Below are 22,549 nucleotides of genomic sequence, written 5' to 3' on the forward strand. Positions count from 1 at the left end.
AACGTCGTGACGTTCCTGGTATCCAGGCACCTGCAACAAGTACATACGCGCATGCTCAATGTAATCCGGACGAGGTCCGACCAGGCTCATATTACCTTTGAAAACATTGATGATTTGTGGTAACTCATCCAGACGGCTGCGACGCAGGAACCGGCCCAGCGGCGTGATCCTGTCTTCCTCAAGCGGGCAATCCGCGCTGCGCTCGATCTTCCGAGCCGGGCGCATCGAGCGAAACTTGTACGCCGTGAAAGGTTTGCAGTTTTGGCCCATGCGCTCTTGCGCAAAAAAAGCGGTCCCTTGTTCCAGAACGGGTTCAATATCAACAAAAGTACACCGCATAACGACATCAAAGGTAGCAGGAAAAGCGCACTGATCAAAAGATCAAACGCCCGCTTAACAATCTGAAACACAAAACTACGAAAAGGGCTGGAAAAACGACGCTTACCAATCGAACCAGAGCTATCATCCTCAGAAAAACTGGAATCAAACATCTCTACAATAGAACCTGATCATAATCTTTTATTACACACGCAAAGAGGGATGAGTTTTCGTTAATCGCTTAGTAAGCTCTTCGTGAGGTTGTCAATAGTTGTCAATCGGATTCGGCCCATATGTCGATGCATTTCACCTGCTATGTTGCATAAAAGGGTAGGTACGAATTCCCCACCTGAACCCATCCTGATAGCTGGAAGTGGTGAGTTATTATTCCACCGCAAAACGCATGACCGTAAATTGACCGTCGTACAGCTCAGCAAAAAAGGGGAGGATCCTCGCCGATCTGTTTTGATTGGATAATGGTTTGCGTCGATCGTATCCGCGTTAGGTCATCCAGCCGCGTAAGAATGCCACGCAGCTTAAGCCAACGACGGCCGGAACCGCGTCTAAATAAGATGCTCGGTGTGAGGTACATCAGTCAGAACTTCATGGCCAAGAGCTTTGACCGGTAAGCCTCGGAAATCCGGCCCAGAGGCGCTACCTTCGACAGATACCTCTCGGATAAAGCCCCCAATTTGTACAAGAAAGGTATGTGACAACATCAGTCGGCACTAAAATCTGACAAAGGCCATACCCGGAGGCTTTTTAGTATCGAAATTAGGTCCCGGGTTGTCTCGGTCAAAAGGCATCTATAAGCAGACTTCACTGTTAGTTCTTACTGTTCGAGATTGTGCGCGATGCTCATTGCTCCTGTTATCCTCTGTGGTTTTTTCGACAATCGCCCCCAAGACCCAGTCGACAAAAGATCAGCGTATTTTTACCTTCCTGTCTTCTTCGGATGAATGCCATGAAAATTGTAGTTGCTGGCCTCGGTTATGTGGGGCTGTCCAATGCGGTGCTTTTGGCGCAGCATAATGAGGTTACGGCGGTCGATATCTCTGAGGCGCGCGTGCAGATGGTAAACGACGGCCAGTGCCCGATTGTAGATCCCGACCTAGAAGAGCTTCTTGCCACCCGCGAGCTGGGCCTCAGCGCCACCACAAATGGCAGCACAGCTTATGAAGATGCGGATTACGTTATCGTCGCGACGCCCACGAACTATGATCCGAAGACCAATTCCTTTGATACGTCCAGTGTCGAAGCCGTTGTGGCCGAAGTTCTGCAGGTGAATCTCACCGCCACGATCGTTATCAAATCCACTATTCCCGTAGGTTTTGTGCGCGACTTGCGTGCCCGAATGGAGACCGAACAGGTGATCTTTTCGCCCGAGTTCCTTCGTGAGGGGCGCGCGCTTTACGACAATCTGTACCCGTCCCGTATCATCGTTGGCGAACGTTCTGAGCGGGCGCGTGTATTTGCGGATTTGCTCCTTGAAGGGGCAAGGAAGAATGATGTCGAAATCCTGTTTACCAATCTGGATGAGGCTGAGGCGATCAAGCTTTTTGCCAATACTTACCTCGCGATGCGCGTAGCGTTCTTTAATGAACTTGATAGTTATGCAATGGCGGGTGGTATGGATACTCGTCAGATCATCCAAGGCATCAGCCTCGATCCGCGCATTGGTGCGCATTACAACAACCCTTCCTTTGGCTATGGCGGTTATTGCTTGCCCAAAGACACCAAGCAGCTGCTGGCCAACTACAACCACGTCCCGCAAAACCTGATCCGCGCCATCGTGGACGCAAACCGCACCCGCAAGGATTTCTTGTCCGACCAGATTCTGATGAAAGGTCCCAAAGTGGTCGGCATCTATCGTCTTGTGATGAAGGCGGGGTCGGACAATTACCGACAGTCTTCGATCCAGGGGATCATGAAGCGGTTGAAAGCCAAGGGTATCAAGGTCATCGTCTATGAACCGGTTCTAGAGGACGATGACTTTTTCAGAAGTCCGGTAGTCTCTGACCTTGAAGCCTTTAAGGCCGAAGCGGACCTGATCGTGACCAACCGGCTGACAGATGAGATCGCAGATGTGTCTGCTAAGGTTTTCACCCGCGATCTTTTTGGGGCTGACTGAACGCCCGAGATCAAGTGTTTCACGATAGCTGACGAACAGGGCCGGTAGTGTGACATCGAAAACCACCGCAATTGGTGTGAGCTTGTCATGAAAGTGCAGGATATCACTGGCTAACAGCCGATGGATCACTTGACCGTCTGCTTTGGATCTTGTGTGGTCGTTCATCGTGCCCAGATTGATGATAGATCAGATCTTCCGCTTTGGTTGGTTCCGTGATCCCCAGTTAGTTGATACTCAGAGTTGGCCGTTAGCCCGCAGGTGCACGATCACGCGGCTTGTCATATTTGCGCATCGCTTGCCTCCGAATGGAAAGATCGCTTCGAATCCACCACGAACCTGTCGTTCAAGCGCTGAGCGCAGTCGGCGACGGGCGCGGAATAGGCGCGTTTTTACTGTGATCGGATTGATCTGAAGCTCACGGGCGATGGCCATAACGCTCATATCTTCGGATTCCCGCAGCAAAAACGGAAGGCGCATATCGGGTGGCAGTTCCGAAACCGCGGTTTCCAATAATCCGCGGAGTTGTGCCCGACCTATGGCGGCATCGGGAAGTTCCGAATTTTGACCGGGAAATGTCAGGACCCGAGACAGGTGGGTCTCCTCAACGGTGTCGTACTCTTCCTCTGGCCGAAAACGTCTGCGTTGCATGCGCGCGTTATTGATGACGATCCGGGTTATCCAAGTCGAAAAGCTTGCCCGTTCCTGAAAACTGTCCAGTTTGCTGAAAGCGGACATATAGGCCTCTTGCAGCGCGTCTTCGGCCTCGGCATCTGTATCAACAATGCCTCGGGCAACGCGGAACAGACGCGGGTTCAGACGCCGGACAAGTTCACGGACCGCCGTTTCGTTTCCGCTCCGGGCGCCGGCCACAAGCTCTGCTTCGGATTTAGCTGTTCCGTATCGGGCTTCCTTCGCGTGACTTGTCCCGACCGTCATGATCCGTCCTTTCGCTTGATGTTACCTTTCGCGATTATTTCCTGTGCCAATGGCAAGGCCTCCAAAACCTGATCGGATACATCGCTTTGATCTTCCGAGGCTCCTTCCCAACCCGCATCGGCGGGGGTCCCCACCACAATGCGGCCGACCATCGCCGCCATTTCGTGGGGCAGGCAATAGTAATCGTACACCCCGGGAGCTGTCAGAGTGACCTCGAAAAATGCATCGGGCAGCAGAAAGTCGCTGTCCCAGGGGTCCGCCGCCGCAGGAATGCGACGCATTCGGTCATAAACCTTGGGGTGATAGGCGGTCACCGTATGGCTGTTTCCCGGGTCTCGGTTGGTGAAACGGATGGTGGAGCCCGGTGCCACTGACAGGCCCAAGGGATCAAACCAGACCCTCTCGCCACGCGCGCTGCCGCGCATTTCAACATTGATAACTGTTTGTGCACCTGATGATCGTGTGACTGCGCAGGTAGCGATCGCGCCACCTGCGAGCCACAGCGCATGGCGTCGCGTGCAGATCATTCGGCCAGCCGTTCTTTTGCCCCCTCATCATGGAACAGCACGACATGTGCGTGGGGCTTTTCCACCCCGGGGTGACCGGCGTTGAAGTAAACATCTGTCGAACTGACAGTGTGCGACCCCAGACCCAGCCCGTCGAATGAAACTCCGTTCTGCAGATCGTCAAGCGGGGTCATATAGACCGTTGCCGACAACTGCCCATCGCGATCATAAGCCAGGAACGGACCAGCGGGCAGGGTGGCCGGGTCTACAAACAGCTTGCCAAGGCCCGGGATAAATTCCGGCAAAGGAAGCACGTCGCTCACTTGCACATAAGGATCACCGGCGGGCGCATTCATAAGAGCCTTTTCGTCATGCGCAGCGGCAAGCGTTGTGGTGGCGAACAACAGTCCGATTGCAGACACAGAGATTTTAGTCATGGGCTTGTCCTTTTCATAGTTCACATCCGGTGCGTCACAATTGGCACCTGTGTTATTGGATGCGCAGCGCGCGAAAAGGTTCCCAAGTTTCTTCGATGGTTTTTGATGGCCAACCGTATTGTGGGCAGCTGCGCGGGGTTTCCGAGTGATCAGGAATGTGTTTGCGACGTTCATGCCTAGACTAGCTTTGCTAGTGGATGGCACTCCACCTTATGCCCAAATCCGACAGATGCCTTTGAACCCGTCCGGGATAGTCAGACACGATTGCGTCCACGCCCAGATCAATCATCTTGTCGATGTCTTCGTGTTCATTGACAGTCCACACTGCGACGCACAGGCCCAGCTTCTTGGCAAGAACCACGTTTTCAACAGTCACATCCGCAAAATACGGACACCAAAGAGCACCGCCCGCTTCTTTGACCAACTTTGGAATTTCATCGCGACGGCCGCGAAAGTCCGGACAAACTGCTTTTGATGAATCCTCGCCCACATCGTCCGCGTTATCGGGAAGCTGCGTCAGGTACGAAGACGGCATATCGGGGGCCTGTCGCTGACATTCTTCCAAGAGATTCCAGTCAAAGCTGTGCAGAACCGCACGCGACGACAAACCCTTGGCGCGAACGTCTTGAAGAACCCGGCCGACGAAGCTCTGTCTGTAAACCGCATCATGTGCCAAATCAGGATCTGACTTTAGTTCGAGCATCAGACAGGCATCGCGGTATTTTGGGTCATCGACCAGTTCCAGCAGGTTCATCAGCGTTGGAACACGAACACCGTCCATTTGGGCCTGGTCTGGGAAACGACGACCATAGGCCGAATGCCCATCCAACCGTCCGATGTCGAATTGCTGCATCTGTTCGACGGTCAACGAGGAAACCTTTAGTTCTTCTCCCACCAAAAATCGACCATCGGCGTCTCGAAATGTCGGTGCGTGCAGTCGGTGGTTATGGGTTATGACCGGAACGCTATCTGCGGTCAGAACGACATCAAATTCCAGGAGCGGGACGCCGATGGACAGCGAAAAGTCAAAGCCAATCATGCTGTTTTCGGGTAAAACGCCGCGTGCGCCCCGATGCCCCACAACCCGGATCAGGTTTTCACCGCCACGAAAGGCTTCAACCTGTGGAAACGTCATCAGCTTTGCAGCCTTTCACCGGTTGAATGGTCAAACAGGTGCATATTCTCTGAGGTGATCGAAAACCGCATGTTCGGATGCTGGCCTTCGATTGGGTGGACACCTGGAAGGCTTATCGTAATCGCGCTGCCAGAGCCTTTGAGCTGACCGTGCAATAGTGTGTTTGCCCCCAACGGTTCCGCAATCTGAATCGTAGCTTCCAGCGGACCGTTTTCATCCAACAACAGATGTTCTGGTCGTATCCCCAACTTTACTGCGATATCAGGCCCCTGAGATGCGCCAACCTCGATTTCTCCGATCTTGACCGTCCCGTTTTCACGGCGGGCATCAAACACGTTCATCGCAGGGCTGCCAATAAACTGCGCCGCGAACAGAGTTCTGGGTGTTTCGTAAACTTCCAGTGGCGTTCCAATCTGCTCGGCGATACCGCCATTCATCACGATCATCCTGTCCGCCATCGTCATGGCCTCGACCTGGTCGTGCGTAACGTACAGGGAGGTGACTCCAAGCTTTTCCTGGAGCTCACGGATTTCCAGGCGCATCTGAACACGCAGTTTGGCATCGAGGTTCGAGAGCGGCTCATCAAACAGGAAGACTGCTGGTTCGCGGACAATGGCACGGCCCATGGCCACCCTTTGGCGTTGACCGCCAGACAGTTGTCTGGGCTTACGATCCAGCAAAGGTTCCAACTGCAATAGCTTGGCCGCGTCTGTCACCTTTTGATCGATCTGATCTTTGGGAAGTCCGGCAATCTTCAGGCCGTAACCCATGTTCTGACGCACGGACATGTGCGGGTAGAGCGCATAGTTCTGGAACACCATCGCGATGTCCCGATCCATAGGCTCTTTGTCGTTGGCCCGTTCCTCACCTATCCGGATGTCCCCGGACGTAACCGTTTCCAGCCCCGCCACCATTCGCAGCAGCGTGGATTTACCGCAGCCCGAGGGGCCGACGATCACGATGAACTCTCCGTCTGCGATATTGACATCAATACCGTGGATCACATCCGTCGGGCCAAAACTCTTTTTGACGTTCTCTAGGGTTACTGTTGCCATTTCTTATTTCTCGCTATCGACAAGGCCGCGGACAAAGAGCTTTTGCATCGACACCACCACGATGACCGGCGGGATCATTGCCAGAATTGAGGTCGCCATGATCGTCGGCCAATGCGCAAAATCATCACCCGACGGGAACATCTGCTTGATGCCCATCACGATGGTGTTCATTTCAGGGTCTGTCGTGATCAGCAGCGGCCACAGGTATTGGTTCCAGCCGTAGATGAACAAGATCACAAACAGCGCCGCGATATTGGTCCGGCTCATGGGCACCACGATGTCGATGAAGAACCGCATCGGTCGCGCGCCATCCACGCGGGCAGCTTCGGCCAGTTCATCAGGGATCGTCAGGAAGAACTGACGGAACAGGAAGGTCGCCGTTGCCGAAGCGATCAGGGGAAAGATCAGACCGTAATAACTGTTGAGCATGCCAAACCCGGCAACTACCTCGAAGGTTGGAACAATCCGCACCTCGACCGGCAGCATCAGGGTCAGGAAGATCAGCCAGAAAAACGTCGTACGGCCTGGAAACTTGAAGTAGACAATCGCAAACGCTGACAGCAGCGAGATGATGATTTTGCCCACCGCGATGCCAATTGCCATCACCAGGCTGTTGAACAGCATCGTCGCAACGGGCACGTTTACACCCGAGAACAGCGCCGCTTTGTAGTTCACCCAGAACTGATCACCCGGCACTACGGGCATAGGTGGCGAAACGATGTCTGCCTGGGTCACGGTCGAGGCTACAAAGGCCAGCCAGATCGGGAAAAAGACGATCAAAACGCCTAGGATCATGAATGCATGGGTAAACCATATGCCTACGCCGCGTTTTTCGACCATTCCGTGTTGTTGGGCTGCCATCAGTAATGCACCCTCTTTTCCACGTATTTGAACTGAATGACGGTCAGTAGGCCGACAACAATCAGCAAGATAACAGATTGCGCCGAAGATGACCCAAGATCTTGCCCGACAAACCCATCTGAGAAGACCTTGTAGACCAGGATTGTTGTCGCCTGTTGCGGGCCGCCGCCGGTGATCGTGTGGATCACCCCGAAGGTTTCAAAGAAGGCATAAACAACGTTTACCACCAGCAGGAAGAATGCAGTCGGGGACAGCAGCGGCAGCACAATCGTGAAGAACCGGCGCCAGAAATGCGCGCCGTCAATCGCCGCCGCTTCGATGACCGAGCGGGGAACGGATTGCAGCGCTGCAAAGAAGAACAGGAAGTTATAACTGATGCGGCCCCAGGCCGAGGCGACAACAACCAACCCCATAGCTTCGGTGTCGTTCAGGACATGGTTCCAGTCATAGCCAAGCTGGCTGAGGTACCACGCCACAACGCCAACGCGTGTATTGAACATGAACAGCCACAGCACACCTGCCACGGCGGGGGCCACGGCATAAGGCCAGATCAGCAATGTGCGATAAACACCCGAACCTTTAATGAGTCTGTCCGCGATAACTGCCAGAAATAGTGCTGGTATCATTGAGCAGAGCGTCACAAGCGTCGAAAACACGGCGGTTGTGACGAAAGATGCGCGATAATACTTGTCGCTCAGAAGGAACTCAAAGTTGCCGAGCCCCACAAACTGCGACGACAGACCGAACGGGTCGGGAATGAACAGGGACTGCCAAACCGCCTGGCCGGCGGGATAAAAGAAGAAGACGGCGGAAATGATGACCTGTGGGGCGATCAGCGCCAATGGCAATAGCCAGCCGCGAAAGGTGACGCGTTTTTCCATCCTGAATTTCCACCGAAGAAAGATAATGCGGGCCCGAAAAGGGCCCGCATGAAGTTATGACTTATTGATTGGCGGATTCGAAGCGGCGCAGCAGTGCGTCACCACGTTCCTTCGCGCTATCCATCGCTTCCTGAGCAGTTTTCTCACCGGCCCAGACGGCCTCAAGCTCTTCGTCGATGATACCGCGGATCTGGTCGAATGATCCTAGACGCAGACCTTTGGAATTTGCGGTCGGCTCTTTCGCGGTCATCTGGATCACAGCGATGTCGGTGCCGGGGTTTTCGTCATAAAAACCTGCCGCACGTGTCGCATCACCCGCTTCGGCCGTGATTGGAAGGTAGCCGGTGTTCTGGTGCCAGGCCGACTGCACGTCGGACGATGACAGGAAGCTCAGGAACTCTCCGACGCCCTTGTACTCCTCAGGGTCATGACCTTCCATTACCCAAAGGGATGCGCCACCGATTATGGTGTTCTGCGGCTCACTTGTGACGGCTTCCCAGTAGGGCAGCGGACGGACGTCGAAATCGAATTCGGCCTCTGCCTTGATGCCCGCGTAACCTGCCGAACTTTCAGTGAACAATGCGCATTCACCTGACCGGAAGTTCGCGCCACCTTCGTTTCTGCGGCCGGTATAGATGAACTTGCCATCCTTGGCCCAGTCACCCATCGCGGTCAGGTGTGCCACCTGCGCCGGACCGTTCAGCATCAGCTCTGTATCCAGACCGGCAAAACCGTTATCCTGCGATGCAAACGGAACGTCGTGATAGGCCGACATGTTTTCAAGATGGATCCAGCTCTGCCATGCGGTGACCAGCGGGCAGTCTTCGCCCCCGGCCTTGAGCTGTTCAAGTACGTCTCCAACCTTTTCCCAGGTGGACAGATCCGTGTCTGGATCAACGCCGGCCGCTTCGAACGCGTCTCGGTTGACCCAAAGAACTGGCGTGGATGAGTTGAAGGGCAGCGAAAGCATGTCCCCGTCAGTGGTTGTATAGTATCCTTTGACGGCACCAATATACGCGTCGGGATCAAAAGACGCGCCACTTTCAGCCATCACTTCGTAGACCGGCCTGATCGCACCTTCGGCTGACATCATCGTTGCCGTGCCGACCTCGAATACCATCAGGATTTGCGGCTGCTCACCGGCGCGGAAGGCAGCAATGCCTGCGTTCAGGGTTTCCGAGTAGTTGCCCTTGTGGCTTTCAACCACGACATACTCGTCCTGACTGGCGTTGAATTCTTCCACTTGGGCTTTGACAAGCTCACCAAGGCGGCCGGTAAAGGCGTGCCAGAACTGAACCTCGGTTTGTGCCATTGCCGCCACTGGGGACAATGCAGTTGTTACGGCGAGAGCGCCGAGAAAATTCTTTTTCATGATTCCTCCCATGCATCAGGTTCGATGCTTCGTTGAATACCGACCGCAACGGGTAAACGGCACACATGACGATTTCACGACGTTAACGTTACAGAAATATAATTCAAGCCCAATTTACTGGATAAAAAAATAACATAGTGTTATGAGGCGAGGGCGGCAGATTGGGATCGGTAATGAGTCAAATTCTTAGGGTCCGGCAGTTAGAAGCTCTTATGGCTGTAACAACCAACGGCTCTGTCACGGCGGCAGCGACCGACCTGGGGGTGAGCCAGCCAGCCGTCAGCAGGTTGCTTTCGGATCTTGAAAAGTCACTTGGGTTTCAGCTTTTCGATCGCCGCGAAGGCCGGTTGGTACCGACGCAGGAGGTTCGGTATCTTTTGCCCAGCGTCGAGCGTGTTCTGGAACTTATGAGGCAAATCTCTGACGTCAGCCAGGACATCACACAGCGCAAAGCAGGGCACATCCGTGTTGCATGCCTGCCCGGGTTCGCCACCAGCCATTTGCCTGATGTTGTCGCCAGATTCTTGAAGGATCGACCCGGCGTCACCCTGACGATCGAACCTGACAGACCTGAGCGCATTCTTGAATGGATGATCGGCGAGCAGTATGATTTCGGGATCACCGACAGCTTTAACGGTCACCCCGCTGTCGAAAGCTGGGATATCGAGGTCCGGACGGTTTGTGTGTTCCCCACCGGAAGTGAATTGGAAAACCTCTCTGAGGTTACACCGACGGACCTTGTAAACAGCAAAATTATCCACACACGACGCGACAGCGACTTTTTCGGGCGGCTCTCAAAAGCGTTTCAAAGTGCCAATGTGGAGTTAAATTCCCATATAGAAGTCAGGCAGTTCACTGCGGCATGTGAATTGGCCGTGAAGGGCGTTGGCGTCTCCGTCGTGAGCGAACTTGACGCCGTCCAATACGCAGCGCACGGATTAAGCTATCGACCGTTCAAGCCATTCTTGCCGCATACTCTCTCGCTTGTTCGCCCGATTTTGAAACAACCTTCACTGGTGACGCTGGAATTCATCGAGCAGTTCCGAGACAGCCTAGAGCCTTTCAAAGCAGAATAGGGCCGTCGAAATTAATTCTTGCAACCGGTTGCAAAAATATTGATTGTGTCACCTGAGAATTGATTCGGGGGACCGTATGTTGAAGATCGGATTGCTGGGGGCCGGACGTATTGGTCGCGTGCATGCGGAAGCGATTTCGGCACACCCCAAAACCGAATTGACAGCTATTTCAGATGCGGTGAATGATGCCGCTGTTGGATTGGCTGCTGAGTACGGGGCCAGGGTGCAAAGCTCTGACGAGATTATCGGTGATTCTACGATTGATGCGGTTCTGATCGCAACGCCGACAGATACGCATTCCGACTTGATCGAAGCGGCAACGCAGGCCGGCAAAGCGGTCCTGTGCGAAAAACCCGTCGATCTGGACCTTGAGCGAGCAAAAATTTGTCAAAAAGCCGCGGGCGCGACTGGTCAACCGGTCATGCTTGGCTTCAACCGTCGCTTCGACCCAAATTTCCAGGCGCTCAAAGCCGCCTATGATGCGGGCGAGGTCGGTAAAGCTGAACTCTTGTCCATTACGTCGTTTGATCCGGCGCCGCCTCCGGTAAGTTATGTCAAGGTATCGGGCGGGTTGTTCCGGGACATGATGATTCATGATTTTGATATGGCCAACTACCTGACGGGGCAAATTCCTGTCACCATTTCAGCCGTGGGAACCTCGGTCGTCGATCCGGAAATAGGGCAGGCCGGTGACGTGGATACGGCTGTGGTAACAATGGCTTACGCGGATGGTAGCCTCGCTGTTATCAAGAACTCGCGGCGGGCAGCATACGGATATGATCAACGGGTCGAACTGCTAGGCTCAAGAGGCCTTTTGCAGGCGCATAATGTCCTTGAGAATTCAATTGTTAAATCAACGGCCGACGGTGTGACCGGAGCGAAGCCAACATACTTCTTTCTTGAGCGCTACATGGCCGCTTACCGCGCCGAATGGGATGCGTTTACGCGTGCCATTCAGTCCGGCTCGGACGTGCCGGTAACACTTGAGGATGGTGTCGCGGCGTTGGCAATGGCCGAAGCCGCAACGCGCTCGGCGAAGTCCGGAAGGCCCGTGGCGATGGAGGAAGTTTTTTGAAACCGGTTGCAAAATGATCGGATTTCCGGAAACTGAAGGAAGCCCGGTCACCGATCGGAGCAGACGAGATTCGGTTTAGCCGAATGGCCGGGCAGACCCGGCACCAAGATTGAATTTTCTATTGGGAGGAATGGAAATGAAAAAAATCGTTAAAGGTGTGCTGATGGCCAGCGCAGTCGCATTTGCCGGCGCCACAGGCGTTGCGGCAGAAGGCGAGAAGTATATTCTGGTCAGCCATGCTCCGGACAGTGACAGCTGGTGGAACACCATCAAAAACGGTATTGCCCTGGCGGGCGATCAGATGGGTGTTGAGGTCGAATATCGCAACCCGCCTACCGGTGACCTTGCCGACATGGCGCGGATCATCGATCAAGCCGCAGCTTCGGGACCCAATGGTATCATCACTACGCTGGCCGACCCGGACATTTTGGAAGGTCCGATCAAAGCCGCCGTGGATTCCGGTATCGACGTCATCATCATGAACACTGGCACGCCGGAAAAGGCGCGCGAAGTTGGTGCGCTGATGTATGTCGGCCAGCCGGAATATGACGCTGGATTGGCCGCTGGCCAGCGCGCCAAAGACGATGGCATCGGCTCGTTCCTGTGCGTGAACCACTATATCGTGCAGCCATCCAGCCAAGAACGCTGCCAGGGCTTTGCAGACGGTCTGGGCATTGAACTGGGTGAGCAGATGATCGACGCGGGTCAAGACCCGGCCGAGATCAAGAACCGAGTTCTGGCCTACTTGTCGGCAAACCCCGAAACGGAAGCCGTTTTGACACTTGGCCCGACATCGGCTGACCCAACCATTCTGGCGCTGGAAGAAAATGGCATGGCCGGTGACATTTACTTCGGCACCTTCGATCTGGGTGGTGAAATCGTCAAAGGCATCAAAAGTGGTGTGATCCAGTGGGGCATCGACCAGCAGCCCTTCCTGCAGGCCTACCTGCCAGTCGTCGTGATGACGAACTACCACCGCTACGGCGTTCTGCCGGGCAACAACATCAACTCAGGCCCCGGTTTCGTGACCGCTGACGGGTTGGAAAAGATCGAAGAGTTCGCGGGCGAATACCGCTGATCTTCAAGACGGTGCGGACGCATGACGTGTGTCCGCACCACCTGATGCAAGCATTCAGACGAACGCGCCAAGGAGGCAACAATGGCTGAGTCAGCGCAATCCGCAGTCGGTGGTGACGAGCGGGTAAAAGAGATATCACCTCTACGCCAGGCCCTGATACGCCCCGAATTGGGCGGAATGGTTGGCACAGTCGCGGTATTCACGTTTTTCCTGCTGTTCGCTTTTGACAGCGGCATGTTCACCAGCCAGGGCGTGATGAACTGGTCCGTGGTTTCCGCGCAGTTCATGATTATCGCAGTTGGTGCCTGTTTGCTTATGATCGCGGGGGAGTTTGACCTTTCCGTCGGCTCCATGATCGGGTTCGCAGGCATGATGATCGCGATTTTCTCGGTTACTCTTAGCTGGCCGGTCTGGATTGCCATCATGGTGACCTTTGTACTTTGCGTCTCAATTGGGGCGCTGAACGGCTTTATCGTCGTGCGCACCGGATTGCCCAGCTTTATCGTGACACTGGCCTTCCTGTTTATTCTGCGTGGTTTTACCATTTTTCTGCCGCAAACAATCGAGCGGAAAACAATCATTGGCGGCATTCGGGATGTAGCCGAGGGCGATTGGCTGGCATCGGTGTTTGGCGGCAAGATAGGGCAGGGCTTTTTCGTCTGGTTGGGTGATAATGACCTAATCGGAACTTTTGAACGCGGCACGCGCGAGGGTCAGCCGGTGGTTGACGGTATCCCCATGCTGATTATTTGGGCCATCGCGCTTATCATCTTCGGCCATGTGCTTCTGACCAAAACAAAGTTTGGCAACTGGATCTTCGCCTCGGGGGGTGACGCTGAGGCTGCGCGAAACTCGGGTGTTCCGGTGAACAGAGTCAAAGTTCTGATGTTCATGTTCACCGCCTTCTGCGCGACGGTTTTTGCGACCTGTCAGGTTATGGAATTCGGTTCCGCCGGTGCAGATCGCGGGTTGCTGAAGGAATTCGAGGCAATCATCGCCGTGGTGATCGGCGGTGCGCTGCTGACCGGCGGTTATGGCTCGGTCCTTGGGGCGGCGCTTGGGGCATTGATCTTTGGCGTGGTGCAGCAGGGGCTGTTTTTTGCCGGGGTCGAAAGCTCTTTGTTCCGGGTGTTCCTGGGCGTGATCCTTTTGGGTGCCGTGATCCTGAACACTTACATCCGTCGCATCATCACAGGAGAACGCTGAGATGACCGAAGATACCAATTTCCATCACGGTGATGTGCAGGGTCAGGATCCGATTATCCGGATGATCGACATTGAAAAGCACTTTGGCTCTGTGATTGCTCTAGCCGGGGTCAGCTTTGATCTGAAGCCGGGTGAGTGTCACTGCCTTCTGGGTGACAATGGTGCAGGTAAATCGACCTTCATCAAGACGATGTCCGGGGTCCATAAGCCGACAGCTGGCGAGATCATCTTTGAAGACAAACCCATGCATTTTGAGGACCCGCGTGATGCCATCGAAGCCGGGATCGCAACAGTACACCAGCATCTGGCTATGATCCCGCTGATGAGCGTCAGCCGCAACTTCTTCATGGGCAATGAACCCACGCGCAAAGTCGCCGGGATCAGCTTTTTCGACAAGAAGTTGGCCGACGAAATCACCATGGAAGAAATGCGCAAAATGGGTATCAACTTGCGTGGTCCCGATCAGGCTGTGGGTACGTTGTCAGGTGGTGAGCGTCAGACGGTTGCGATTGCACGGGCCGTGCATTTTGGCGCTAAAATCTTGATTTTGGACGAACCGACATCGGCTCTTGGCGTGCGCCAGACTTCGAACGTTTTGGCGACCATCGACAAAGTGCGCAGTCAGGGTGTGGGTGTGGTGTTTATCAGCCACAATGTTCGGCACGCGCTGGCGGTCGGCGATCGGTTTACAGTGTTGAACCGGGGTAAAACTCTGGGCACTGCCAAACGGGGTGAGATTTCGCCCGAAGAACTACAGGACCTGATGGCAGGTGGGCAGGAACTGGCCCAGCTGGAAGGGTCTTTGGGCGGAACGGTCTGACGCGGTCCCGCGCAGACCCAGCTTTCGAAAAACTGGTATTCAACGGACTGGCCGGGTGGCCTTGAGTTGAAAGGGATCAATATGGGCAAAACTATCAGACTGACCGCAGCGCAAGCTCTGGTCCGCTACTTGGGCGCGCAGATGAACGAGGCCGGAGAGCCGTTTATCGCAGGTGTCTGGGCTATTTTCGGCCACGGCAACGTGGCTGGCCTGGGTGAGGCGCTGCATGCTGTAAAAGACAGCCTGCCGACCTATCGCGGCCACAACGAACAGACGATGGCGCATTGTGCTATCGCGTATGCGAAGCAGATGCGGCGCACGCGCGCGATGGCGGTGACGTCGTCCATCGGACCGGGCGCGACCAACATGGTGACAGCCGCCGCCTTGGCACATGTGAACCGGTTGCCGGTTCTGATCATCCCCGGGGACATCTTCGCAACGCGTGGTCCCGACCCTGTATTGCAGCAGATCGAGAGCTTTGGGGACGGAACGGTCAGCGCGAACGACTGTTTCAAACCTGTCAGCCGTTACTTCGACCGCATCTCAAGGCCGGAGCATCTGCTAACCGCACTGCCAAGGGCTTTCCGCACGATGACGGACCCGGCCGACTGCGGACCGGCAACACTGGCCTTCTGTCAGGATGTTCAGGCCGAGGCCTACGACTATCCTGCAAGCTTCTTTGAGCCCCGCGTCTGGTATCAGCGTCGCATTCGCCCCGACGAAGGCGAACTGGCCCGCGCCGTCGCTGCCATCAAAGCGGCAAAGCGCCCGGTCATCGTGGCCGGGGGCGGAGTTCACTATTCGGGCGCGACGGACGCGTTGCAGAGTTTCGTGGAAACGCACAATATCCCGATCACCGAGACACAGGCAGGCAAATCCGCCCTGGCATGGGATCATCCACTGAACCTTGGACCCGTGGGCGTGACCGGTGGCGAACCGGCAAACTCGGTCTGCGCTGAGGCTGATCTGGTATTGGCAGTTGGCTCTCGCCTGCAGGATTTCACGACCGGCTCATGGGGTTTGTTTTCGAACCCACAGCGCGAAATGATTTGCCTGAATACCGCTGCCTATGATGCTGAAAAGCACGGCGCGATGCCCCTGCAGTCAGATGCGCGCGTTGGGCTTGATGAGCTGGGTTCGGCTTTGCAAGGATACCGTGCCGATCCTGTGGCAGATACGCTTAAGGCGGATTGGTACGGCAAGGTCGACAAACTGACCGATGCCCCTGGCGACGGCAATGCGCTGCCGACCGATATGCAGGTGGTTGGTGCGGTTCAGCGAGCCTCGAACAACGATACTGTCGTCATGTGCGCGGCGGGCACCATGCCCGGAGAACTGCACAAGCTGTGGAAGGCCCCGCGTCCGGGTGCCTATCACATGGAATATGGCTTCAGTTGCATGGGGTATGAGATTGCTGGTGCGATGGGCATCAAGATGGCGCAACCGGATCGCGATGTGATCTGCTTTACCGGCGATGGCACCTATATGATGGCGAACTCGGAAATGGCTTCGGCTGCGATGATGGGCATCTCGTTCACCGTGGTCATTACCGATAATCGCGGCTTTGGCTGTATCAACCGTCTGCAGATGGGCACAGGTGGAGCCGAGTTTAACAATCTGCTGGATCATGCTGTGCACGAGAACCCCTCGGCCATCGATTTCGCGGCCCACGCCGCGGCAATGGGCGCGACCTCGGTCAAGGTCAGCTCGATTGCGGAACTGGAAAACGCGCTTGCCAAGCGTGGCGATATCAAAGGTCCTTATGTGGTGGTCATCGACACCGATCCGTACCCCTCGACCGAATACGGCGGGACGTGGTGGGAAGTGGCGGTTCCGGAAGTCAGCATCCGCCCCGAAGTGAACGAAAAACGCGCGGCCTATGAGCTGGCGATCAAGGAAAGAAACACGAAATGAGCGTGAAAATCGGGATTTCTCCGATCGCCTGGCAGAATGATGACCTGCCGGACCTGACCGCGGCGTATACGATGGAACAGGCGCTGAAAGAGGCGCGTGAAATCGGATACACCGGTGCGGAGCGTGGTCAGCGGATGCCCAGCGATACCGAAGGGTTGCGTGCTTATCTGGAAGGCAATGATATCGCGCTCTGCGGCGGGTGGTGCTCGGGTGCCTCGCTGGTCAATGATTTCGCTGCAGAACGTGAGGCTGTGCGGGAACAGGTTGAGCAGTTTGTCGCCCTGAACAGCCCGTGCATCGTCTATGCCGAATGCTCAAACACCGTTCAGGGCCAAGCGGGTACGCCGGTGAACAACCGGCCCAGGCTGACCAAAGACGAAGTATTGGCCTATGCAGCCAAGATCACCGAGCTGGCCAAATGGATGGCCGATCAGGGGATGCCGATGGCCTATCACCATCACATGGGTACCGTCATCGAGACCGAAGATGACGTGAACTGGTTGATGGAAGGTTCGGGCCAGGAGGTGAACCTGTGCTTTGACACTGGACACTTGTTGTTTGGCGGCGGCGATGTGATGGCGACCCTCAAACGCTGGGGCGATCGTGTGCATCACGTGCATTTCAAAGATATCCGCCCGGCTGTGGTGCAGGACGTAAAGGAGAATGATCGCAGCTTTCTCGATGCGGTCGTCGCCGGAGCATTCACCGTACCAGGTGACGGGTGTATCGACTTTCAGGCCGTGGCGAATGCGCTCAAATCCTTGGATTACAACGGATGGATCGTTGTGGAGGCCGAACAGGACCCGGCCAAGGCTCCGCCATACGAATATTCCAAGAAAGGCTATGAGCACATTCTCGACGTCTGTGGACAGGCAGGATTGGAGGTCCAGGCGTAACAAATCTCCCTACGGGGTTAACACCGAAGCCATGAAAAGGAGAAGATCATGGTAAATCAGCAGCTAGGTTTTGTCGGCTATTTCGACCGGGAATCCTGTGATCTGGATGAATTCAAGGTGTTGACCTCGCAGAACCTTACAGCCGATGTCGTCCCGAACGCCGCCACGATCGAAAAGAACGTTCCAGTCTATGACATGGACGAGCTGCGCCCTGCGCTGGAAAACGTAGGTAAGCGCAAGGCTCTGCTGGCCGAGTGGGGACATGTTTTGGACAAATCGTCGGGCGTGATCGTTCTGAAACGTGCGTTCGCCGATACTTCCGTAATTGACCGCGCAACCGATGTCTTTCGCCAGATCATAGTTGACGAAAGACAAAGCGGCGCGGGAGAGGGTGACCACTTTGCGGCGTCCGGGGCCAATGATCGGATCTGGAACGCCCTGCAAAAGCAATGTCTGCGCGACCCCGAGGGTTTTGCCCTCTATTTCGGGAACACGGCTGTTGCTGCAGCCTGCGAGGCGTGGTTGGGGCCAAACTATCAGGTCACGTCACAGATCAATCAAGTGCGTCCAGGCGGTAAAGCGCAGCAGGCTCACAGGGATTACCACCTTGGATTTCAGAGCGCAGAAAGTGCTGCGCGCTATCCAGTGCACGCACATCTTGTTACGGCATCACTGACATTGCAGGGGGCGATTGCCCATTGCGACATGCCAGTCGAAAGCGGGCCAACCAAGCTGCTGCCGTTCTCGCAGATTTATCCGCCGGGTTACCTGGCGTTTCATGACGAGGGCCACCGCGCGCATTTCGAAGACTGCTATATCCAGCTGGCGCTGGACAAGGGGGATGCTGTGTTCTTCAACCCGGCACTGTTCCATGCGGCTGGTGAAAATCGCAGTGCGGATATCGACCGAATGGCGAACCTGTTGCAAATCTCATCCGCATTTGGTCGCGCGATGGAAACTGTTGACCGGCGGTCCATGTCTGAGACGGTGTTTCCTTCGCTTATTGCGTTGAAACAACGTGGTGAGCTGTTCGGGGCCGAACTGGATGCAGTCATCGCCGCCACGGCAGAGGGATATCCGTTCCCTACCAATCTGGATACGGACCCTCCGGTCGGTGGCAACGCCCCGGAAAGTCAGGCCGACATTTTGCGTCGTGCTGTGTCTGAAGGATGGACCGAACAACAATTGGCCGAGACATTCTCGGCGCTGCAAACAAGGCAAGGTGCCTGAAGGAATACGGGCGGGCATTCCAAGCCCGCCCCACACGGAGAAAAACACATGGCCGACCTGCTCAAAAAGCCCTTTGGGACCAGAGGTAAAGTGCATGACATCACTCCGGCCAGTGCCGGGTGGCGCTATGTGGGGTTTGGTCTTTACCACCTTCGGGCAGGCGATACAGTGGCCGAGGCAACGGGTGATCGCGAGGTCATTCTGGTCATGGTCGAAGGCAAGGCCCGCATCGCCGGAGCTGAGCGGGACTGGGGTGTTCTGGGCGATCGGATGAACGTTTTTGAGAAGACGCCGCCGCACTGTCTTTATCTGCCGAACGGCACAGAATGGACGGCCACAGCCGAAACGGATTGCGTGATTGCGGTGTGTACAGCCCCGGGCAAGAGTGGCCACTCTGCGCGACGCATCGGCCCCGAAGGCATTACTTTGACCGAGCGCGGCAAGGGCGTAAATACGCGCTATATCAACAACATCGCGATGGAGAATGAGGACTATGCTGATAGCTTGCTGGTGACCGAAGTGTTTACGCCAAACGGGCATTGGTCATCGTATCCCAGCCATCGACACGATGAAGATGATTTTCCGCGGATCACCTATCTGGAAGAGACCTACTACCACCGTCTGAACCCGGCAAACGGGTTCGGGATTCAGCGTGTCTATACCGATGATGGGCAGTTGGATGAGACTATGGCTGTATCCGATGGCGATGTTGTTTGCGTGCCCCGCGGTCATCACCCATGCGGCGCACCTTATGGGTTCGAGATGTATTATCTGAACGTTATGGCCGGACCGCTGCGCAAATGGCGCTTTGTTCCGGCCCCCGAAGTTGAATGGATCATGGAGCGCGACGCGTAACGCCCACGCCTACCTTTGCGCAGGGGAACTAAAGGCCCGAATGACCATGCGGGCTGCCGCCTCGACCGGGTCTTGGGTCTCCTTCAGGATCGTCACGCGGTCAAATCTGTCAGGGTCTCGGTTGACTGCCTCGCGCAGCGCGTTACCAAATGCCATGCGCAGTTCGGTACCGATATTGAACTTGCAGATCGACGTTTCCCGCGCCAACCGGCTGCGTTGTTCCACAGGCACGCCAGAACCGCCATGAATGACCAACGGAACATTTGTCGCAGCGTCGATTTCGGCGATGCGAGCCTCGTCCAATCCGCCTTCTTTGTTTTGTTGCAGATGAACGTTTCCGACTGAGATGGCCATTGCGTCCACGCCGCTTTCACGAGCGAACTGCGCGGCCTCGTTTGGGTCTGTCCCGTTCGATCCTTCGCCGCCGGAATAGCCGACAAAGCCGATTTCACCTTCGCAGGAAATACCGGCCGCATGCGCCATTTCGGCAATGGCAGCAGTTTCGTCGATGTTTTGCTGCAGCGGCTTGCGTGACCCGTCAAACATGAGCGATGTGAACCCGCTGTCCAATGCGATCTTGCAGTCTTCGAATGTATAACCGTGATCCAGATGGGCCACGACCGGAACCGAGGCATTCTCGGCCAGGAAGCGAAACATCTTGCCCAGAACAGGCAGGGGCGTGTGTTCGCGGCAGCTTGGACCAGCCTGAAGGATCACCGGCGCATTTTCCGCCTCGGCTGCGGCTACATAGGCGCGCATATCCTCCCATCCCAGTGTAACAAGCCCGCCAACAGCGTAGCCGTTTTCGTATGCAGGGGTGAGGACGTCTTTGAGTGTGGCGAGTGTCATTTGAATTTGGCAATCATGTCTTTGATGCCCGGAATGGTCTCGACCTGATAGGCATGGGTTGGTTGGAAGTACTGGACCAGCGAACGCTGAGTCAGACCGCCAAGGATGGTGAAATAGTACATCTCGTATCCCGGCAGAACACAGCAGGGGTGATAGCCCTTGTCGATGCAGATCGTTGAGCCGTCGACGATGTGATAGGCGTCGCCCGGTTCGTTATCCTCACGCTGCAACATCTGAAGGCCCGACCCCCAGTTGGGTTTGAAACGGAAATTGTAGGTCTCGTCGTGCCGCGTCTCGTCGGGCAGACGGTTCGTGTCATGCTTGTGGCTGGGGAAGCCGGACCAGCCGCCCTGACCCACGGTGAACAGCTCACTGATCAGCAGACGACCCACTTTGTCGTGCTGTTTCTGGCCGAGGATGTGTTTGATTTTGCGATGCGTTTTAGTGTCGTCGCTGCCGTATTGCACAAGGTCGTGTTCACGCACATCGAACGGATCCAGTACCTTGTCGTACTTGGCGCCCGCTATGAAGATTTCGGTTTCATCCGACACGCAGACCAGTTGGACCTTAGCGCCGACCGGAACATAAACGCCTTCCGGATCCCCATCCCAGACGTCTTCGCCCCGCTTGCCCAGCTTGGCGAACTGCTCGCCTTCTACGTCGACATCGACACTGCCCGTGGCGGGCACGATACACGTCTCATAACCGGGCACCTGATATTCAAACGCTTCGCCCTTTTTCAGTTTGACGATGTTGAAGTAGTTCAGCGGAACCGTTGGATCATCGGCGTCGACGATCGGTTTGTTCTGATTGTCATAGGGAGCGATGTGCATGAGGGGTTCCTATGTCGTTGGGCCGGGATTGGCCGCAAGAAATGCGTCCAGTTCCGGAGTTGTTGGCATGGCCGGAGCGCAGCCGGGCTTGGACACGACGATCGAGGCACAGGCCGAGCCGCGCATAACCGCTTCTTTAGGCTCGCTTCCAGCGGCGATCGAGGCCAGCAGGCCGGCCATGAAACTGTCGCCAGCACCGTTGGGTTTGACTGCGGTGACGGGATAGATGCCGGTTTCGATTTCCTGCCCATCCACCAGAGTTACCGCGCCTTTTTCGCCCATCTTGTAGATCACGATCCGGCCCGGTTTCGCCGCCAACTCCTTGGCTTTGGCGAAGCCTTTGTCGATGCCGCCTGCCATGAAACCAAATTCTTCGTCATTGCCGACGATTAGATCGCTTGCTTCGCCCGCGCGCGACAGGACTTCGGCAGCAACCTCAGGTGATGGCCAACTGTACGGGCGGTAGTCTATGTCAAATATTACCGGCAAACCCGCCTTTCGGGCGTTTTCGAACGCCCGAAACGTGGCGCTGCGCGAGGGTTCAGCGGCAAACACCGTTCCGGCAGATATCACGGCTGAAAATTTGCCGTAGTCGACCTTGTTCATGTCATCCTCGGTCACCTGAAAGTCGACTGCTCCGTTGCGGTAGATGACATTCTGAAATTCTTCGATCCGGCTTTCGTAAACGGCCAGAGACATGCGGTATTCACCACCGACGACGCGGATATAGGATGTGTCTACACCGTAGTGAGCAAGTTTATTCAGGCAGAAGCGGCCAACCGCATCATCTGAGACCGAAGTGATCAAGGATGCCTGGCTGCCCAGTTTGACCAGCCCCGCGCAGATATTTGCCGATGAACCACCCAGATCGGCGTGAAACATGTCGGCGTCTTCGCTTTTAACACCAACGGGATCGGCATACAGGTCCATGCCCGCGCGTCCAAAGACCGCAAACCGGTTTCCTTTGATACCGTCTATCAAAGCGCTCACGTCATGTCCTCCGGCAAAAATGGGCTGGCGAGGATCGTTGGTCCTTGCGTTGAATCGATTCACACGATACTGATTTTGCAACCGGTTGCAAATAC

General features: G+C 55.6%; 22 protein-coding genes. 10 read left to right on the plus strand and 12 right to left on the minus strand.

Features of this window, described 5'->3' with window-relative positions; translation table 11 throughout:
* Window positions 1–339 (minus strand): sugar transferase (locus AC2FIO_RS11250; RefSeq protein ID WP_496697662.1); only part of this gene is annotated, 339 nt, incomplete at its 3' end.
* 943 nt (window positions 340–1,282) lie between these two features.
* On the opposite strand from AC2FIO_RS11250, the gene AC2FIO_RS11255 reads away from it, so the two are divergent.
* Complete coding sequence (locus AC2FIO_RS11255; protein ID WP_282169420.1) at window positions 1,283–2,449, plus strand: nucleotide sugar dehydrogenase; 1,167 nt, start codon at window positions 1,283–1,285, stop codon at window positions 2,447–2,449.
* A gap of 234 nt (window positions 2,450–2,683) precedes the next feature.
* Here AC2FIO_RS11255 and AC2FIO_RS11260 read toward each other — a convergent pair whose 3' ends face one another.
* From AC2FIO_RS11260 to ugpB, 8 genes are all read right to left on the minus strand, one after another.
* Window positions 2,684–3,385, minus strand: a complete 702-nt coding sequence (locus tag AC2FIO_RS11260) for an RNA polymerase sigma factor (protein WP_496697664.1) — start codon at window positions 3,383–3,385, stop codon at window positions 2,684–2,686.
* Window positions 3,382–3,912, minus strand: a complete 531-nt coding sequence (locus tag AC2FIO_RS11265) for a cupredoxin domain-containing protein (protein WP_282169422.1) — start codon at window positions 3,910–3,912, stop codon at window positions 3,382–3,384. Before AC2FIO_RS11265 ends, AC2FIO_RS11260 begins: the two co-directional genes overlap by 4 nt.
* Complete coding sequence (locus AC2FIO_RS11270; protein WP_282169423.1) at window positions 3,909–4,328, minus strand: hypothetical protein; 420 nt, start codon at window positions 4,326–4,328, stop codon at window positions 3,909–3,911. Before AC2FIO_RS11270 ends, AC2FIO_RS11265 begins: the two co-directional genes overlap by 4 nt.
* Before the next feature lie 190 nt (window positions 4,329–4,518).
* On the minus strand, window positions 4,519–5,463 hold the full coding sequence (locus tag AC2FIO_RS11275; RefSeq protein WP_496697667.1) for a glycerophosphodiester phosphodiesterase family protein: 945 nt from the start codon (window positions 5,461–5,463) through the stop codon (window positions 4,519–4,521).
* The gene (gene ugpC / locus AC2FIO_RS11280) at window positions 5,463–6,518 is read right to left on the minus strand and encodes a sn-glycerol-3-phosphate ABC transporter ATP-binding protein UgpC (RefSeq protein ID WP_496697669.1); all 1,056 of its coding nucleotides are present in this window, start codon (window positions 6,516–6,518) and stop codon (window positions 5,463–5,465) included. Before ugpC ends, AC2FIO_RS11275 begins: the two co-directional genes overlap by 1 nt.
* 3 nt (window positions 6,519–6,521) lie before the next feature.
* Window positions 6,522–7,358 (minus strand): sn-glycerol-3-phosphate ABC transporter permease UgpE, encoded by an 837-nt coding sequence (ugpE, locus tag AC2FIO_RS11285; protein ID WP_282169689.1) that lies wholly within the window; start codon window positions 7,356–7,358, stop codon window positions 6,522–6,524.
* A gap of 20 nt (window positions 7,359–7,378) precedes the next feature.
* Complete coding sequence (gene ugpA / locus AC2FIO_RS11290; protein WP_058274560.1) at window positions 7,379–8,260, minus strand: sn-glycerol-3-phosphate ABC transporter permease UgpA; 882 nt, start codon at window positions 8,258–8,260, stop codon at window positions 7,379–7,381.
* 61 nt (window positions 8,261–8,321) lie between these two features.
* A complete protein-coding gene (gene ugpB / locus AC2FIO_RS11295) occupies window positions 8,322–9,632 on the minus strand; it encodes a sn-glycerol-3-phosphate ABC transporter substrate-binding protein UgpB (protein WP_058277255.1) in 1,311 nt (436 codons plus the stop codon).
* Between the two features lie 173 nt (window positions 9,633–9,805).
* On the opposite strand from ugpB, the gene AC2FIO_RS11300 reads away from it, so the two are divergent.
* The 9 genes from AC2FIO_RS11300 (at window position 9,806) to iolB (ending at window position 19,782) form a co-directional block, all read left to right on the plus strand.
* Window positions 9,806–10,708, plus strand: coding sequence for a LysR substrate-binding domain-containing protein (locus AC2FIO_RS11300; RefSeq protein WP_472725097.1), 903 nt, complete (start codon window positions 9,806–9,808; stop codon window positions 10,706–10,708).
* 76 nt (window positions 10,709–10,784) lie between these two features.
* Entirely contained in the window at window positions 10,785–11,783 is a 999-nt protein-coding gene (gene iolG / locus AC2FIO_RS11305; RefSeq protein WP_496697672.1) for an inositol 2-dehydrogenase, read from the plus strand.
* Between the two features lie 136 nt (window positions 11,784–11,919).
* Complete coding sequence (locus AC2FIO_RS11310; protein WP_058274571.1) at window positions 11,920–12,861, plus strand: sugar ABC transporter substrate-binding protein; 942 nt, start codon at window positions 11,920–11,922, stop codon at window positions 12,859–12,861.
* A gap of 81 nt (window positions 12,862–12,942) precedes the next feature.
* Window positions 12,943–14,067: an ABC transporter permease gene (locus AC2FIO_RS11315; protein ID WP_058274556.1), complete on the plus strand. Its 1,125-nt coding sequence runs from the start codon at window positions 12,943–12,945 to the stop codon at window positions 14,065–14,067.
* 1 nt (window position 14,068) lies between these two features.
* Window positions 14,069–14,887, plus strand: a complete 819-nt coding sequence (locus AC2FIO_RS11320) for an ATP-binding cassette domain-containing protein (protein WP_058274555.1) — start codon at window positions 14,069–14,071, stop codon at window positions 14,885–14,887.
* A gap of 81 nt (window positions 14,888–14,968) precedes the next feature.
* A complete protein-coding gene (gene iolD / locus AC2FIO_RS11325; RefSeq protein WP_496697675.1) occupies window positions 14,969–16,801 on the plus strand; it encodes a 3D-(3,5/4)-trihydroxycyclohexane-1,2-dione acylhydrolase (decyclizing) in 1,833 nt (610 codons plus the stop codon).
* Window positions 16,798–17,697 (plus strand): myo-inosose-2 dehydratase, encoded by a 900-nt coding sequence (gene iolE / locus AC2FIO_RS11330; RefSeq protein ID WP_496697677.1) that lies wholly within the window; start codon window positions 16,798–16,800, stop codon window positions 17,695–17,697. The genes iolD and iolE overlap by 4 nt, the downstream gene beginning before the upstream one ends.
* 48 nt (window positions 17,698–17,745) lie before the next feature.
* Window positions 17,746–18,927 carry a phytanoyl-CoA dioxygenase family protein gene (locus tag AC2FIO_RS11335; RefSeq protein WP_496697678.1) on the plus strand — a complete coding sequence of 394 codons (1,182 nt, stop codon included), beginning with the start codon at window positions 17,746–17,748 and terminating at the stop codon, window positions 18,925–18,927.
* A 48-nt stretch (window positions 18,928–18,975) separates the two neighbouring features.
* Window positions 18,976–19,782: a 5-deoxy-glucuronate isomerase gene (gene iolB, locus AC2FIO_RS11340; protein WP_472725092.1), complete on the plus strand. Its 807-nt coding sequence runs from the start codon at window positions 18,976–18,978 to the stop codon at window positions 19,780–19,782.
* A 9-nt stretch (window positions 19,783–19,791) separates the two neighbouring features.
* Here iolB and AC2FIO_RS11345 read toward each other — a convergent pair whose 3' ends face one another.
* From AC2FIO_RS11345 to iolC, 3 genes are read right to left on the minus strand one after another with little or no spacing between them, the layout of a single operon-like run.
* Window positions 19,792–20,631 carry a class II fructose-bisphosphate aldolase gene (locus AC2FIO_RS11345; protein ID WP_496697680.1) on the minus strand — a complete coding sequence of 280 codons (840 nt, stop codon included), beginning with the start codon at window positions 20,629–20,631 and terminating at the stop codon, window positions 19,792–19,794.
* Window positions 20,628–21,464, minus strand: a complete 837-nt coding sequence (locus AC2FIO_RS11350) for a 5-deoxy-glucuronate isomerase (RefSeq protein ID WP_282119501.1) — start codon at window positions 21,462–21,464, stop codon at window positions 20,628–20,630. Before AC2FIO_RS11350 ends, AC2FIO_RS11345 begins: the two co-directional genes overlap by 4 nt.
* A gap of 9 nt (window positions 21,465–21,473) precedes the next feature.
* Entirely contained in the window at window positions 21,474–22,454 is a 981-nt protein-coding gene (gene iolC / locus AC2FIO_RS11355; RefSeq protein ID WP_282152137.1) for a 5-dehydro-2-deoxygluconokinase, read from the minus strand.
* Window positions 22,455–22,549: the final 95 nt, after the last annotated feature.

The organism is Ruegeria sp. CDSB086 (assembly GCF_059611065.1).